Here is a 14989-nt window from a genome sequence, read left to right on the forward strand (position 1 = left end):
GGGGTCACTGAACGGTATGCGCGCGCTTAGCCGTCAGTAGAGTTGCCGCCATGTCCGCGCTCCAGATCGTCGCCTCCGCCATCTGTTTCCCGCTGATGCTCGTCGGGTGGGCTCTGCTCTTCCGACAGATCGGGCGTTTCGTGGCGCTCTACCGTGTGGGACAGGCGGATCCGCGCCGCACGGATGCACCGCTGGCGCGCTCCTGGACGCTGGCCAAGGAGTTCCTCGGCCACACCCGGATGTCACGTCTGCCTGTCGTTGCGGTCGCTCACTGGTTCACGGCCCTGTCGTTCATGTTGCTCTTCGGGACGCTCGTCACCGCGTTCGGCCAGCTCATCCAGCCCGACTGGCAGCTGCCGATCATCGGCCACTTCGCGCCCTATGAGTGGGTGACCGAGTTCTTCGCGTGGACCGGACTCGTCGGCATCGTCGTGCTCATCGCCATCCGCCAGCTCAAGCACCCGCGCTCGGCGGGCGGCGACGACGGGCGGCGTTCGCGCTTCTTCGGGTCGACCTGGTGGCAGGCCTACTACGTCGAGTTCACGATCCTCGGCGTCACGCTCTGCATCCTGGCCCTGCGGGTCCTCGAGGCTGCACTGACCACGCTCGAGCAGCCGGGCGAGGGTCTGGCGCTGCACTTCCCGCTCACCGGGTGGCTGTCCGGGATCTTCTCCGGTCTCTCCGCCGACGGCATCGAGACGGTCATCGTCATCGTCGCGACGATCAAGATCATCATCTCGTTCGCGTGGATGATCACCATCTCGCTCACCCCGACGATGGGGGTCGCGTGGCACCGGTTCCTTGCCTTCCCCAACATCTGGTTCAAGCGCGAGTCGTCAGGTCGCACCGCTCTGGGCAACCTCAAGCCGATGACCATGGGTGACGGCCAGCCCTTCTCGATGGAGGCCATGGAAGCCGCGTCGGAGAACGAGGACGAGTCTGCTGCCGAACCCGTGCTGGGCGTCGGCAAGATCGAGGACTTCACCTGGAAGGGCCTGCTCGACTTCTCCACCTGCACCGAGTGCGGTCGCTGCCAGTCGCAGTGCCCGGCCTGGAACACCGACAAGCCGCTCTCCCCCAAGCTGCTCATGATGACGCTGCGCGACCACGCCAACGCAAAGTCGCCGTGGCTGCTCGCGTCCGAGGAGACGCGCGCGTCACTCCCCGCAACCACGACGGCACTCGCGGAAGTTCCCCTCGTCGGCGAGACGGGCTACGACATCAGGAACCCCCTCACGGCATACAACCCGCATGGTCCGGACGCCGTCATCGACCTGGACGTGCTCTGGTCGTGCACCACCTGTGGCGCCTGCGTCGAGCAGTGCCCCGTCGACATCGAGCACGTGGACGCGATCGTGGACATGCGCCGCTACCAGACCCTCATCGAGTCGGCGTTCCCGTCCGAGCTCGGTGGCCTCTTCAAGAACCTCGAGTCCAAGGGCAACCCGTGGGGCATGGGCTCGCGCGCCCGCCTCGACTGGGCCAAGGACCTGCCGTTCGAGGTGAAGATCCTCGGCAAGGACATCGAGTCCGCCGAAGAGGTCGACTACCTCTTCTGGGTGGGTTGCGCCGGCGCCTATGAGGACCGCGCCAAGAAGACCACCCGCGCTGTGGCCGAGCTGCTCGACACGGCTGGCGTGACCTTCGCCGTCCTGGGCGATGGCGAGACCTGCACCGGCGACTCGGCCCGCCGCGCGGGCAACGAGATCCTCTTCTCGATGCTCGCCCAGCAGAACATCGAGACGTTCGGCGAGATGGGCGTCCAGAAGATCGTCGTGACCTGCGCCCACTGCTTCAACACCATCAAGAACGAGTACCCCGACCTCGGAGGCAAGTTCGAGGTCGTCCACCACACGCAGCTGTTGAACCGGTTGGTCCGGGACAAGAAGCTCGTGCCCGTGGCTCGTCCTGCCGATGCGCCTGGCTTCTCGTCGGCCAAGAACGCTGCGTCGACGGCCGCGACCGTGACCTATCACGACCCGTGCTACCTCGGCCGTCACAACAACGTCTACGCCCCGCCGCGTGAACTCCTCGGCGCCCTCCCCGGTGTCGAGCTGCGCGAGATGGAGCGCTCCAAGGAGAAGTCGTTCTGCTGTGGCGCCGGTGGTGCCCGCATGTGGATGGAGGAGAAGCTCGGCGGTCGCATCAACATGAACCGCACCGAAGAGGCTCTCGCGACCGGTGCCGAGCGCATCGCCATCGGCTGCCCGTTCTGCCGCGTCATGATCTCCGACGGTCTGACGTCCAAGCAGGCCGAAGGCATCGGGGAAGACGTCGAGGTCGTCGACGTCGCCCAGATGCTGCTGGCGGCCGTGCGCCGTGGGCAGGATTCCGATGGTGAGTCCGGTTCCGTGGACGAGGCGGCTGCCGCTTCGGTCGCCTCCGAATCTGCCGCGTATGCCGCAGAGTCACCTACCGCGCCCGCCGCCGGCGCCGCTGCGGCTGGCGCCGGCGCCGCCGGAACTGCGGCTGTCGCTGGATCTGAACCCGCAGCCGACGAGGCCTCAACGGGTACCGCCCAGGAAAGTGCCTTTGCTTCAGATGGTGAAGCAAACCCGGCGGAAGCTTCGTCTGTCGGATCCGACCCGTGGGACGAGCCCGCAACCGCAGCACCCGCCGCCGAAGCCAAGCCCACCGAAGCCCCAGCTGAACCTGCCACTGAAGGCGACCCGTGGGACGAGCCTACGACTGCGGCACCCGCAGCCGAGGCCGAGGCCGAGACCAAGCCCGCCGAGGTTGCCGCTGCTCCGGCTGAAGCCGACCCGTGGGACGAGCCTGCAACCGCAGCACCCGCCGCCGAGGCCGAGGCCGAGACCAAGCCCACCGAGGCTGCCGCTGCTCCCGCGCCCGAGGCAGACCCGTGGGACGAGCCTGCAACCGCAGCACCCGCCGCCGAAGGCCCAGCTACACCTGCCACTGAAGGCGACCCGTGGGACGAGCCCGCGACTGCGGCACCCGCAGCCGAGGGCGAGACCAAGCCCGCCGAGGCTGCTGCTGCTCCCGCGCCCGAGGCAGACCCGTGGGACGAGCCCACGGCAGCAACTCCGGCAGTGCCCGCCGCGGAAGCAACGGCACCTGTCGACGCACCCCCAACAGAGGAGCCGTCAGCCGCCGCAGAGGAGCCCGCCGCACCGGCAGCGACCGACGACCTCGACCCCTGGGACGAGCCCGCCGAAGCAACCCCCGCAGCGCCAGCCGGCAAGGAAGCAACCGCACCCGTCGAGGCACCAGCCGCAGCGCCGGTCGCTGAGGAGGCGGCGGTGACCGAGGAGGTTTCGGACGACACGGCGACGCCAGTGCCGACCGAATCTGCATCGAGCGAGTCGACATTGCCTGTTGCGGACGACGTGCTCTCCGCACCCGACCCGTGGGACGAGGTCGACACACTGTCCGAGCGTTCCGCCGTGACGACGGATGCGGCCACCGAAGCAGCCCACACAGACGACGAGTTGGCGACGACTGAGTCCACCGAGGGGCCCGAGACAGCGGCTGAGCCCGAAGACAGCGTCGAGTCCAGTCAGGAACTCGCGAATCCAGAGTCAGAAGCCAGCCCTGATCTCGAAGGTCCCGAGCCCCACGAGAGCAACGAATCCAAGGCTGCCACGCCCGACGCCGCCGACGATGCCGCGACAAAGGTCCCGTCGAGCGACGAAGCCGAGGAGAAGTCGGCTGCGCCCGAGGCGTCCACGCCTGCCAAGCCCGCCAACGCGGACGAACTGCTCAACGCCCCCGACCCCTGGGACTGAGCAGCCCCGCCCTGATGAGCCCCGCCGACATGACTGTCGGCGGGGCTCAATGAATTTCCATCCAGTTTCATACCGGATCTTCCCGGGTGAGGCGCAACCCACGGGGTCTGTTGTGACAGGCGTGACGGTCAGCATGCAGTCAACCGAATAGTGTTGCAGCGCAGCCCAATTCAGCCCTCGATGGCTGTCAGTCGTGGTCCGTAGCGTTCCTTCCATGACAACGGCACCGGTGCTGAGCTACGCGGACTGCGTGGACCGGTTGCGTGCTGCCCAAGAAGCCGCAGCCGCGTTACCTGCCGTGCTGTGGCAAGCCACCGGGGCGGAACTGGCCAAAGGCCTCGAGGTGTTGGGTGAACTCTCTGCCGTCGCCGAAGGCGCCGAAGCCGCCATCACCATCAACGCGTTGGACCGGGGCGAACCCGCAACGACCACCCCACCGGTCAACGCCCGCGAATGGGTCGCCCAGCACCACCGCCGCTACGCCCAAGCCGGCGCCGGACAGGTCGCAACCGTCGCGCAAGCGTGCCAGGAGCCCCGCCACACGATCCTGCGCGACGCTGTCGTCACCGGTCGGGTCAGCATCGCGACCGCCCACGTCATCCTCAAAGAAATGCGCCTGCTCAAACCCCACCTGAACCCCGACGCCATCGACACCATCTGGCACGCGTACATGACGTTGGGCGAACGCCACGACGCCCGCACCATCCGCCGCCTACGCGACGAACTCCTGTCCCGCCACGGCCTCGACGGCGAGTTCGACGACACCGAAGACCGCGCGACGAAGGGCGAGTCCCTGACCCTGGGCAAGGAGATCGCCCCGGGACTGTGGGAATACGTCCTACGGATCACCCGCGAGGGACGCGCAAGCCTGGAAGCCGCGATCGGACCCCTGTCCGCACCCACCCCCACCCCCGCCGACGAGCACGGACCCGCCGAACCCGACCTGCGCCCCCACGACCTGCGCCGAGCCCACGCCCTGCTCGCCCTCATCGGCCGCGCCCAAAAAGCCGGAGACACAACCTGGTCATCCACCAAGGCGCAGATCTTCGTCCAGATCAGCCTGCAAGACCTCCAAGCCCGCGCCGGAGCCGGATCCCTGCTCGGCGGCCTGACCACCGGCGAACTCGTCACCCCCGACACCGTGCGCAAATGGGCCTGTGACGCCACGATCATCCCCACCATGCTCAACTCCTGCGGCGAAGCCGTCGACCTCGGCACAGCCGAACGGTTCTTCACCCCCGCCCAGATCAAACACCTCTGGCTACGCGACCGGCACTGCACCTACCCAGGCTGCGACGCCCCCGCCGCATGGACCGACGCCCACCACCTCATCCACTGGGCCGACGGCGGACCCTCCAACCTCACCAACGCCGCCCTGCTCTGCCAAAGACACCACACGATCGTGCACACCCAGCGCTACCACGGATGGATCGAACCCGACCACCAAGGACGCCAACACGTCGTCTGGGACCGCACCCGCGGCGCCTACGACCACGCCCTCTCCCGACTCGACTCCGCCCAAGGCCGCACGGGAACAACAACGGCACCCGGCCACAGCGACCACCAACACCGCCGAGCTTCCGGCGACCCCGACCTCTGGCACCGATCATGACACCGCCCCCAGACCCGGATACCACCACGGTGACGGGGTCAGAGGGCTGTCGCCCGCCAGCGGTCAGCGCACCCCGGTATCCCATGCGTCCAGACAAAGCGCAGCAACAGCACCCGGGTCGGGCGCAGTCATCACGGCACGTACGACCGCAACCCCGGCCACACCGGTCGCAGCCAGATCACCGACGTCACCCAGCTGCACGTCACCGATGGCGATCAGAGGGAGCGAGGTCAGCCCGGCGAGTACGGGATAGCCAGCCAAGCCAATCGGTGGTCGGCCAACGTCCTTCGTGGGAGTCGGACGGAAGGGCCCGCCGCCGAGGTAGTCCGGCCTGCCCGGCCCCCGACGCGCTTCCGCTTCAGCAACGAGCTCGGGCGTGCCCGCGGTCAATCCGATGAGCACGTCCGGCCCGAGGACGGCCCGCGCGTGCTCCACCGGGAGGTCCCGCTGACCGAGGTGCACGCCATGGACCCGCGCACCCCGTCGGCGCGCTGCGTCCGCGACATCAACCCGGTCGTTGACGATGACCTTCGTGCGGGAGGTGACGGCGGCAACGGCGTCGGCGACACGGCATACGAGCTCGAGAAGATCCGCCGCCAGGAGCTCCTTGGCGCGGACCTGGACGATGCCGGCGCCAGCCCGCGCGGCTCCGGCTGCTGCGGTCACGGTCGCGGCCCCGGATCCGGACGTCACCACGTGGAGCCGCCAGTCGATCGACTCCGACATCAGCCCCATGTCAGCCTCACCCGGGTTGCCACCTCATCGGCGCTCACGGCATTGAGCGCATCGAGGAGGCCGATGCGGAAACTCCCCGGCCCCTTCGCCGAAGCCACCGCCCGCTCAGCGGCAACCGTCAGCAGGGCCGTCGCCGCGACGACCGCTCCGAACGGACTGACCCGGGCGGCGCCCGGACCAGTCCGCACGCCGAGGTGTGCCGCCGTGAGCGCACCCAAGAGGCACCCGGTCCCGCTGACCTGCGCGAGCCACGGATGCCCGTTCGCCACTCGCACCAGAACGTCACCGTCGGTGATGGCATCCACCTGGCCAGAGACAGCGACGATGCAGCCCTGCGCCACCGCCAGGTCACGGGCGGAGTCGACGGCTGTGTCCGGGCCGACCGTGCTGTCCGCGCCACGACCGCTCTGCCCGGCTTCCGACCCAAGGTGCAGGGTCAGTACCTCAGAGGCGTTTCCTCGCACGGCGTCTGGCCCGAGCGCAAGGAGCTCGGCAGCCAGAGGAGTCCGTACAGGAGCCAGCCCGATCGCGGCCGGGTCAAGCACCCACGGGATGCCGTGTGCCGCCGCTGCCCGAGCCGTGGGCACTGCGCTGGCCCGGGCGTCACTGGCGAGCGATCCGACGTTGACGAGGAGGGCACGGGCCGCGCTCGCCAACGTGGGGGACTCATCCGGCGTCGCCGTGAGCATCGGTCTGGCACCGGCAGCCAGGAGCCCGTCCGCGACGAGCCCCTGGGTCGCTGTACCGGAGATTCCGAGGACGAGGGGCAGCTGCGAACGGACGGCCGCCACTGACCCGGCGATCTCGGCCCGCAGCGCCTCAGCCACCGACGCCGATGGTCACGGGCTTCGCGGGGTTCGTTCCCTCCTCCGGCACCGCAGCGTGAGAGTCCGGACCTGTCGTGGACTCCGGGTACGGCTCGCGGGCCCCCGCCTCAGCCGGTAGGTCGAGATCCTCGGGTGACAGCCGTGGCCCGACGGCACCCCACCCGGCAACAAACAGTCCACCCGTGACGAGGACGGCCATGACGGACCCGTTGTGACCGAGAAGGCGCTCGAGCTGCGGCAGCCAGAACGGCCAGAGCGCAGGCCCGACGATGGACAGCGAGTATGCCGTTCCGTAGCCGGTTGAGCGGACGTGTGCCGGGAAGCGTTCGCACAGGTAGGCGCCCACCGGTCCGTAGCCACAGACGGTGAGAATCTGGAGGAGGGCGGTGCCCACGATGACGGGGATGACCTGGGTGGCGATGGTGCCCATCCACAGCACTGGCGCGGCCACTGCGGCCACCCCGCCCCAGATGACGAAGAACCGGCGACGGCCCAGCAGGCTCGACACGTGACCGGTGACGGCCATGACGACCGCCTGGGCGATGGCCGCGACACCCATGACGACGCCCACCTCACCACCGGTGAGTCCCAGTTCACGAGCGAGCCGCCCGGCGAGGACGATGACGACCATGTTGGTCATGAGCCACAGGCCGGTCATGAGCCCGAACACCTGCCAGAACGCCCCGGCGTGGGTACCACCGAGGACACCTCGCAGACCACAGGACCTCGTGTTGTCGACCACCCTGGCCACCTCGCGACCGCGCACGACGTCGGGGGCGTCGGTCACCTTCGACGAGTAGTAGGCCAGCAGCGCCAGACTCGCCGCGCCACCGATGACAAAGGTGACGCGCCAGCCCCACGCCGCGTAGGCGGGCAGTCCCAACACGGCGATGAGACCGGCCGTGGCGAAGGCGATGGTCGCCTGAGCCGAGGGCGCCATCGACATGATCAGCCCGGACACCAGTCCGCGACGGCGAGGCCGCGACCACTCCATGGCGAGCGGGATGGCCGAGGTGTACTCACCAGCGAGGAAGGCCCCGGCAACGAACCTCAGCGCGATGACGACGGTGATCGCCCACGCACCGATGGAGCCGTGGTCGGGAACTGCGGCGATCGCAAAGCTGGTGGCCGCTGTTCCCGCGATGGCGATCTTCGTCGTGGCTGTGCGACCGAGACGGTCGGAGACGCGGCCGAAGATCATCGATCCCACCGGGCGGCCGAGGAGAGTCGCCACGATGACGAGGGCGCCACCGGTCACCCCGGCGTGCGGTCCCGCGAGCGTCGCCAGAGCGGGTGCGAGGGCGACGACGGGCAGGAAGATGTTGAACTGGTCGACGTAGTTGCCGATGACACCAGCCCGGACCGCCGCCCGCCCTTCAGGGGGCAACGTCGCCGTGCTCACCGCGCCACCTCGACGCTCTCGACGCTCTCGACGCTCTCGACGCTGTGAGGACCTTCGGGCAGGTAGACACTCGACCCGAGCTCGACGAACTGGCGTGACTTCTCCGCCATGCCCTGCTCCACGACCTCGCGTTGCTGGGCCGCGGAACCATACGCGTCACGAATGTCCTGGCTGATGCGCATCGAACAGAACTTGGGGCCGCACATCGAGCAGAAGTGCGCCGTCTTGGCGGGCTCGGCAGGCAGCGTCTCGTCGTGGAACGCCATCGCCGTCTCCGGGTCCAGGGACAAGGCGAACTGGTCGTGCCAACGGAACTCGAACCGGGCCTTGCTCAGCGCGTCATCACGCACGCGCGCTCCCGGGTGACCCTTGGCGAGGTCTGCGGCATGGGCGGCGATCTTGTAGGTGATCACGCCGGTCTTGACGTCATCACGGTTGGGCAGACCGAGGTGCTCTTTGGGTGTGACATAGCAGAGCATGGCCGTTCCATGCTGCGCGATCGTCGCCGCGCCGATCGCCGAGGTGATGTGGTCGTAGCCCGGCGCGATGTCGGTGACGAGCGGCCCGAGCGTGTAGAACGGCGCGCCGTGGCACCAGTCCTGCTCGAGGTCGACGTTCTCCTTGACGAGGTGCAGCGGGACGTGACCGGGCCCCTCGACCATGACCTGCACGTCGTGCGCCCACGCCCGCTGGGTCAGCTCGCCAAGAGTGCGCAGCTCGGCCAGCTGGGCCTCGTCGTTGGCGTCGGCGATCGACCCGGGACGCAGCCCGTCGCCCAGGCTGAAGGCCACGTCGTAGCGCGCGAAGATCTCGCACAGCTCGTCGAAGTGCGTGTAGAGGAACGACTCCTCGTGGTGCGCCAGGCACCAACCGGCCATGATCGACCCACCGCGCGACACGATCCCGGTGACCCGGTCGGCAGTCAGTGGCACGAACGCCAGCCGCACCCCCGCGTGGATCGTCATGTAGTCCACGCCCTGCTCACACTGCTCGATCACGGTGTCCCGGAACACATCCCACGTGAGAGCAGATGCCTCACCGTCGACCTTCTCGAGCGCCTGGTAGATCGGCACGGTGCCGATGGGCACGGGGCTGTTGCGGATGATCCACTCACGGGTCGTGTGGATGTCGTCGCCGGTGGACAGATCCATGACGGTGTCGGCACCCCAGCGCGTGGCCCAGGTGAGCTTGTCGACCTCCTGCGCGATCGAGGAGGTCACGGCCGAGTTGCCGATGTTGGCGTTGATCTTCGTGAGGAACGCCCGCCCGATGATCATCGGCTCGGACTCGGGGTGGTTGATGTTGGCCGGGATGATGGCGCGGCCGGACGCCACCTCGTCGCGGACCAGCTCGACGCTGCAGCCCTCACGCAGCGCGACGAACCGCATCTCCGCGGTGATCTCGCCCCGCCGTGCGTAGTGCATCTGGGTGACGTTCGCCCCGTCTGAAGATCGCAGTGGCGCCCTCACCTCGCCCCGCCAGAGGCTGCTCGCCTCACCACGACGCATCGCGGCACGCCCGTCGTCAGCGAGGTCGCGCGGCCTCCCGTCATACGTCTCGACGTCACCGCGCGCCGCGATCCACTCGGCGCGAGCCGAGGGCAGCCCCACCTCGGGGTCGCCACCCGGGCCGGCCGTGCGATAGACGAGAACGTCCTCGTTCGGGCTGCCGTCCGGGCTGGCGGCCAGGCTGATCGCCGTCACGGGGACGACGATGTCGCCATCGCCGACGGTGGTCACGCGATGCTGCGGGTGGACTTCGGACGGGTGATGGGTACGCACGGAGGCGCCTCCTCTTCCTTCGCCGGCATGATCCGGACAGGTTCAGACGGTCCGGACAGCATCAGTCCGATCTCAGCCCGTGCTCGGGCCCCCGTGGGGTGCGCCCACCGTAGCGTCCCCATTAGGTTTGCGCCATGTCGCCCTCCGCCCGACCCGTTCCCGCAGAAGCGGCCAGTGATGCGTATGCCGTTGCGAGACAGGGCAATTCACCCCAGACCGTGGTCCTCTCGATCGCCGGAAGCGACCCCTCTGGTGGTGCCGGCATCCAGGCCGACCTCAAGACCTTCGCCGCATTGGGCGCCTACGGCACGTGCGTCATCACGGCGCTGACGGCGCAGTCGACCACCGGAGTGACGGGGGTCCATGCCGTGCCCGCGGCCTTTGTCGCGGAGCAGCTCGAGACCCTCCTGGCCGACGTCAGGATCGACGCCGTGAAGATCGGGATGCTCGCCAACGCCGAGGTCGTCGACGCCGTGACCCGCGTGATCCGCGAGCACCCAGCACTCGTGGGAGTGCCGACCGTCCTCGACCCCGTCATGGTCTCGAGCGCGGGCTCACGCCTGCTCGCCGACGACGCGGTCAGTGCCCTGCTCGAACTCATCCCACACGTCGACGTCATCACACCCAACGCTCCAGAAGCGGCTGTCCTGCTCGGCACCGATGGGGCCGTCGATGTTGCCGATCTGCGCACTCAGGCAAGAGCACTGCACGGCCTCGGGGCTCGTCGGGTCCTGCTCAAGGGCGGCCACCTCGACGGTGGCGAGTCGGTCGATGTGTGGAGCGAGGGCCCGGGTGCCGACGCCGTTGACCTGTCGGCGCCGCGCGTTGCGACCACGAACACCCACGGCACCGGCTGCACCCTCAGCTCCGCCATCGCCGCCCTCCGCCCACATCACGACGACTGGCTCTCAGCGGTCCGCGCCGCCAAGGACTACGTCACGGGCGCCCTCGAGCACGCCGACGAACTCAGCATCGGCCAAGGCCCCGGCCCCCTGAACCACGCCTGGCCCCAGACACATGTCTCACTCAGGCTGAGCGACCACGACTGAGCCAGCGGCAAACCTCAGCCGGAATGCGAAATAGTGCCGTGCGTGCGTTTGCGACGAAGGAGCAACTGAGCGCACACGGCACTATTTCGTATTCGGGCGATCCGGGTATCGGGGCGATCAGCCCAGGTTGTTGGACTTGAGGAACTCGGCCGCCACGTCCTTGGCGTCCTTCTTGTCGGTCACCGTCTGCTTGAGCAGGCCGGAGATGACCTCGGTCGTGAGGGCCTTCGACACCGCGTTGAGCGTCGGCGCCAGCTCCTCGGAGCGGTCCTTCGCGACGAGCGGCACGATGTTCTGCGAGCCGAAGAGCTTCTTGGTGTCCTCGAGGGAGACGAAGCCGTTCTCGGCGATCGACGGGTCGGTGGTGAAGATGTTGGCCGCGTCGACCTGACCGTTCTTGAGCGCCTGGACGAGGCCCTGACCCGTGAGCGCACGGAAGGACTTGAACGTCACTCCGTAGGTCTTCGTCAGTCCGGGCACACCCTGCGGACGCGCCTTGAACTCCGGCGGGGCCCCGAGCGACAGCTCGCCAGCGACGGCCTTGAGGTCGTCGATGGTCTTGAGCGACTTGGAGTCGGCCGTCTCCTTGGTGACGACGATGGAGTCGTTGTCCTCGGCCGCAGACTTCTCCAGGAGGGCGAACTTGGCCGGGATGAGCGACTGGATCGCGGTGTAGACCTTCTCGGGATCGGTTTCCTTGAAGTTCTTGTCGTAGAAGAAGCCGAGCGCGCCGGTGTATTCGGGGATGGCCTGGATGGAGCCGTCCTCGAGGGCCTTGAGGTAGATCTCGCGCGAGCCGATGCGGGGCTTCGTCGTGGCGTCGATGCCCTTGGCCTTGAGCGCACCGGCATAGATCTCGGCGAGCAGCTCGGACTCGGGGAAGTCGGCGGAGCCGATGACGACGGCGCCGCCACCTGCTGAACCGCTTGCGGAAGGCGAGTCCGAGGACAGCGGGTCGCCTCCGCCGCCGCAGGCAGACAGGCCGAGGATCGCAGCGGTGGTGAGAGCGAGTACGGAAGTCATGCGCTTCATGAGGACGTCCTTCGGTTGCGATCGCTCGTGCGATCGGTCGTGCGTTCGGGCTGGGCAATGACGAGCTGAGCAGTGAAAGCAGGGACAAGTCGTGGCAGGTCGAGCATGCGACATCGCCGGAGGTCAGGCCGCATCAGGATCAACTCCACCACGGCCCACCGACATTCCGGCCTGGGGCAACGAGTCGGTCTCGGCCGCGACGACATCCGGGCTGGCGCGCCCCCGCAGGGCCCGTCCCTTGCGCCCGCCCGTGAGCCCGGGCGAGACGACGAGACGCTGCACGATCGCGAGGATCCCGTCAACGATCAGCGCGAGGAGGGACACGACGAGCGCTCCGCCAGCCGTCGAGACGTAGTCACCGGTCTTGATCCCGTCGACGAGATACCGGCCCAAACCACCCAGACCGACGTATGCCGCGACGGTCGCCGTGGCGATCACCTGCAGGAATGCTGAGCGCAGGCCAGAGAGAATGAGCGGCAAGGCGTTGGGGATCTCGACCTGCCGCACCACCTCGAAACCCCGCATACCCATGCCGCGGGCAGCGTCACGGGTGGCGGGATCGACAGCCTCGACGCCGGCATACACGCCGGAAAGGATCGGCGGGATGACCAGGACGACGAGGACGACGATGCTCGGGATGAGGAAGGCGAGGTCCGACTGGAACTTCGGGCTCAGCCACAGGGCCACAGCGAAGAGCAGACCGAGGGTCGGCACGGCTCGCAGGGAGTTGGCCAGGGTGACGAGCCACTTGGCCCGACCGGTGTGACCGACCCACAGACCCAACGGGATCGCGATGACGGCCGCGATGACGACGGCGAGCAGGGAGTACCAGATGTGCTGCACGAGACGAGCACCCAGACCGGTGTCACCGGACCACGTTGCCGACGAGGTCAGCCACTGGAAGATGTTGTTGATCATGACCGGCCTCCCTGCGCTCGCAGCCACGGAGTGAGAAGTCGTTGGCCCAGGAGGATGACGCCGTCGAAGAGGAGCGCGAGGACGACGCACGAGACGATGCCGATGACGATCTCCGGCGTGATGAAGCGGTCATAGCCATCGGTGAGCAGGTTGCCGAGCTGGGAGACGCCGATGAGTGAAGCGACCGAGACGATGCTGACGTTGCTCACGGCGGCAACCCGCAGCCCGGCAGCAATGACCGGCACGGCGAGTGGCAGCTCGATGCCGAAGAAGCGCCGGAAGCCGCGATAGCCCATGGCCCGAGCCGCCTGGAGGACGGGATCCGGAACGGAGCCCAGGCCATCAGCCACGGTGCGCACGAGCAGCGCGACGGTATAGACCGTCATCGCCACAACCACGTTGACGCGATCCAGCACTCGAGTGCCGAGGATCAGCGGCATCAACACGAACAGGGCCAGACTCGGGATCGTGTAGAGCAACCCCGACGCCGAGATGAGCACCGGATAGAGCCGCGACCAGCGTCGGGCCGCCCACCCGAGCGGCAGGGCGATCAGCAACCCGAGGACCAGCGGGACCCCGGCGAGCCACACGTGGCTGCGCGCCAGCGTGAAGATCTCGCTCCAGTGGTCGTTGATCCAGGTCATGGGGAGGGCTCCGCGAACTCCTCCGCCAGGTCGACGTCGGGCCGGTCAGCCGATTCGATGAGGGACAGCACCTCGTGGGCGCGCACCGTTCCCACCAGGGACCCCGAGTCGTCGACGATGACGCCACGTCGCGAGGGTGATGACAGGGCGGCATCGAGAGCGCCACGCAACGACCCAGAAGCGCGGGCCACGGTGCCACCGCGGTGCAGCGCCTTGGATGTCACCTCACCGCCGACGCGCTCCGGCTCCACCCAGCCCAGCGGCCGACGCTCGTCATCGACGACGAGCACCCAGTCACCGGACACCCCGGCCGTGGACTCCCCGACGACCAACGTGCGCTCGGCAGCCAGCGGCAGCTTGGGGGCGGGCTGGAACTGCAGCGACCGGTAGCCGCGGTCGCGACCCACGAAGTCCGCGACGAAGTCATCGACCGGGTGCGCCAGCAGGAACGCGGGGTCGGAGATCTGGGCGAGCGTGCCGCCCACGCGCAGTACCGCCACCTGGTCGCCGAGCTTGATGGCCTCGTCGATGTCGTGGGTGACGAAGATGATCGTCTTGCCGAGCTCGGACTGCAGGTCGAGGAAGACCTCCTGCAGCTGGTCGCGCACGACGGGGTCGACCGCGCTGAACGGCTCGTCCATGAGCATCACAGGCGGGTCGGCCGCGAGGGCCCGGGCGACACCGACGCGTTGCTGCTGACCACCGGAGAGCTGCGACGGATAGCGATCAGCCAGCTCAGGCGCCAACCCCACGCGGTGGAGCAGGTCGCGGGAGCGCTCGAGCGTCTCCTTCTTGTCCCAACCGAGGAGGCGCGGCACAGTGCCGACGTTGTCGACGACGGTCCGGTGCGGGAAGAGCCCGGCGTGCTGGATGACGTAGCCGATGCCGCGGCGCATCTGCGCCTCGTTCATCGTCGCCGTGTCCAGGCCATCCAGGCTGATCGTCCCGCTGGTGGGCTCGATCATCCGGTTGACCATGCGCAGCGAGGTCGTCTTGCCACAGCCAGAGGGCCCCACGAGGACCGTGATCCTGCCGGTCGGTGCCGTGAGGCTCAGGTGGTCCACAGCCACGGTGCCGTCGGGGTACTTCTTGGTCACGCCGTCGAACCGGATCATGCTCAGCCCCTTGCCAAACGAATGGTGAGGTCAAACGTAACCGGCGCGAACGGCATACGCGCAGTTCAGAGCCTTGACAATCCCCTATGGAGAAAAGCGACCTTGATTGGCCCCATGTCGTCAGAAAG

11 protein-coding genes and 1 riboswitch are annotated in these 14989 nt (G+C 68.2%); of the genes, 3 read left to right on the top strand and 8 right to left on the bottom strand.

Going from position 1 to position 14989, the window contains the following annotated elements; translation table 11 throughout:
* Positions 1-50 precede the first annotated feature (50 nt).
* Positions 51-3746 (top strand): heterodisulfide reductase-related iron-sulfur binding cluster, encoded by a 3696-nt coding sequence (locus ACFQRE_RS00290; protein ID WP_380117594.1) that lies wholly within the window; start codon positions 51-53, stop codon positions 3744-3746.
* A 214-nt stretch (positions 3747-3960) separates the two neighbouring features.
* Positions 3961-5358, top strand: a complete 1398-nt coding sequence (locus tag ACFQRE_RS00295) for an HNH endonuclease signature motif containing protein (protein WP_380117596.1) — start codon at positions 3961-3963, stop codon at positions 5356-5358.
* A gap of 63 nt (positions 5359-5421) precedes the next feature.
* Here ACFQRE_RS00295 and ACFQRE_RS00300 read toward each other — a convergent pair whose 3' ends face one another.
* From ACFQRE_RS00300 to thiC, 4 genes are all read right to left on the bottom strand, one after another.
* Positions 5422-6093, bottom strand: coding sequence for a thiamine phosphate synthase (locus tag ACFQRE_RS00300; protein ID WP_380117597.1), 672 nt, complete (start codon positions 6091-6093; stop codon positions 5422-5424).
* On the bottom strand, positions 6084-6920 hold the full coding sequence (locus ACFQRE_RS00305; RefSeq protein ID WP_380117599.1) for a hydroxyethylthiazole kinase: 837 nt from the start codon (positions 6918-6920) through the stop codon (positions 6084-6086). The genes ACFQRE_RS00300 and ACFQRE_RS00305 overlap by 10 nt, the downstream gene beginning before the upstream one ends.
* Positions 6913-8322: an MFS transporter gene (locus ACFQRE_RS00310; RefSeq protein WP_380117601.1), complete on the bottom strand. Its 1410-nt coding sequence runs from the start codon at positions 8320-8322 to the stop codon at positions 6913-6915. The genes ACFQRE_RS00305 and ACFQRE_RS00310 overlap by 8 nt, the downstream gene beginning before the upstream one ends.
* Entirely contained in the window at positions 8319-10103 is a 1785-nt protein-coding gene (gene thiC, locus ACFQRE_RS00315) for a phosphomethylpyrimidine synthase ThiC (protein ID WP_380117603.1), read from the bottom strand. Before thiC ends, ACFQRE_RS00310 begins: the two co-directional genes overlap by 4 nt.
* Positions 10101-10208, bottom strand: a riboswitch (TPP riboswitch). Its footprint overlaps the gene before it by 3 nt.
* Before the next feature lie 29 nt (positions 10209-10237).
* On the opposite strand from thiC, the gene thiD reads away from it, so the two are divergent.
* Positions 10238-11152 (top strand): bifunctional hydroxymethylpyrimidine kinase/phosphomethylpyrimidine kinase, encoded by a 915-nt coding sequence (gene thiD / locus ACFQRE_RS00320; RefSeq protein WP_380117605.1) that lies wholly within the window; start codon positions 10238-10240, stop codon positions 11150-11152.
* 117 nt (positions 11153-11269) lie between these two features.
* On the opposite strand, the gene ACFQRE_RS00325 is transcribed toward thiD, so the two are convergent.
* The 4 genes from ACFQRE_RS00325 to ACFQRE_RS00340 form a co-directional block, all read right to left on the bottom strand.
* A complete protein-coding gene (locus tag ACFQRE_RS00325; protein WP_380117607.1) occupies positions 11270-12184 on the bottom strand; it encodes an ABC transporter substrate-binding protein in 915 nt (304 codons plus the stop codon).
* Positions 12185-12307: 123 nt separating this feature from the next.
* Positions 12308-13102: an ABC transporter permease gene (locus ACFQRE_RS00330; RefSeq protein ID WP_380117609.1), complete on the bottom strand. Its 795-nt coding sequence runs from the start codon at positions 13100-13102 to the stop codon at positions 12308-12310.
* Positions 13099-13746, bottom strand: coding sequence for an ABC transporter permease (locus tag ACFQRE_RS00335; protein ID WP_380117611.1), 648 nt, complete (start codon positions 13744-13746; stop codon positions 13099-13101). Before ACFQRE_RS00335 ends, ACFQRE_RS00330 begins: the two co-directional genes overlap by 4 nt.
* A complete protein-coding gene (locus ACFQRE_RS00340) occupies positions 13743-14861 on the bottom strand; it encodes an ABC transporter ATP-binding protein (protein ID WP_380117613.1) in 1119 nt (372 codons plus the stop codon). Before ACFQRE_RS00340 ends, ACFQRE_RS00335 begins: the two co-directional genes overlap by 4 nt.
* Positions 14862-14989 lie beyond the last annotated feature (128 nt).

Origin of the sequence: Knoellia pratensis, from assembly GCF_042666395.1 — a bacterium.
Taxonomy (GTDB): Bacteria; Actinomycetota; Actinomycetes; order Actinomycetales; family Dermatophilaceae; genus Knoellia; species Knoellia pratensis.

What these genes read in the sequence shown, in the direction of transcription:
- ACFQRE_RS00290 (WP_380117594.1), top strand. Translation starts at nt 51, where the DNA reads ATGTCCGCGCTCCAGATCGTCGCCTCCGCCATCTGTTTCCCGCTGATG.
- ACFQRE_RS00295 (WP_380117596.1), top strand. Translation starts at nt 3,961, where the DNA reads ATGACAACGGCACCGGTGCTGAGCTACGCGGACTGCGTGGACCGGTTG.
- ACFQRE_RS00300 (WP_380117597.1), bottom strand. Translation starts at nt 6,093, where the DNA reads ATGGGGCTGATGTCGGAGTCGATCGACTGGCGGCTCCACGTGGTGACG.
- thiD (WP_380117605.1), top strand. Translation starts at nt 10,238, where the DNA reads ATGTCGCCCTCCGCCCGACCCGTTCCCGCAGAAGCGGCCAGTGATGCG.
- ACFQRE_RS00325 (WP_380117607.1), bottom strand. Translation starts at nt 12,184, where the DNA reads ATGAAGCGCATGACTTCCGTACTCGCTCTCACCACCGCTGCGATCCTC.
- ACFQRE_RS00330 (WP_380117609.1), bottom strand. Translation starts at nt 13,102, where the DNA reads ATGATCAACAACATCTTCCAGTGGCTGACCTCGTCGGCAACGTGGTCC.
- ACFQRE_RS00335 (WP_380117611.1), bottom strand. Translation starts at nt 13,746, where the DNA reads ATGACCTGGATCAACGACCACTGGAGCGAGATCTTCACGCTGGCGCGC.
- ACFQRE_RS00340 (WP_380117613.1), bottom strand. Translation starts at nt 14,861, where the DNA reads ATGATCCGGTTCGACGGCGTGACCAAGAAGTACCCCGACGGCACCGTG.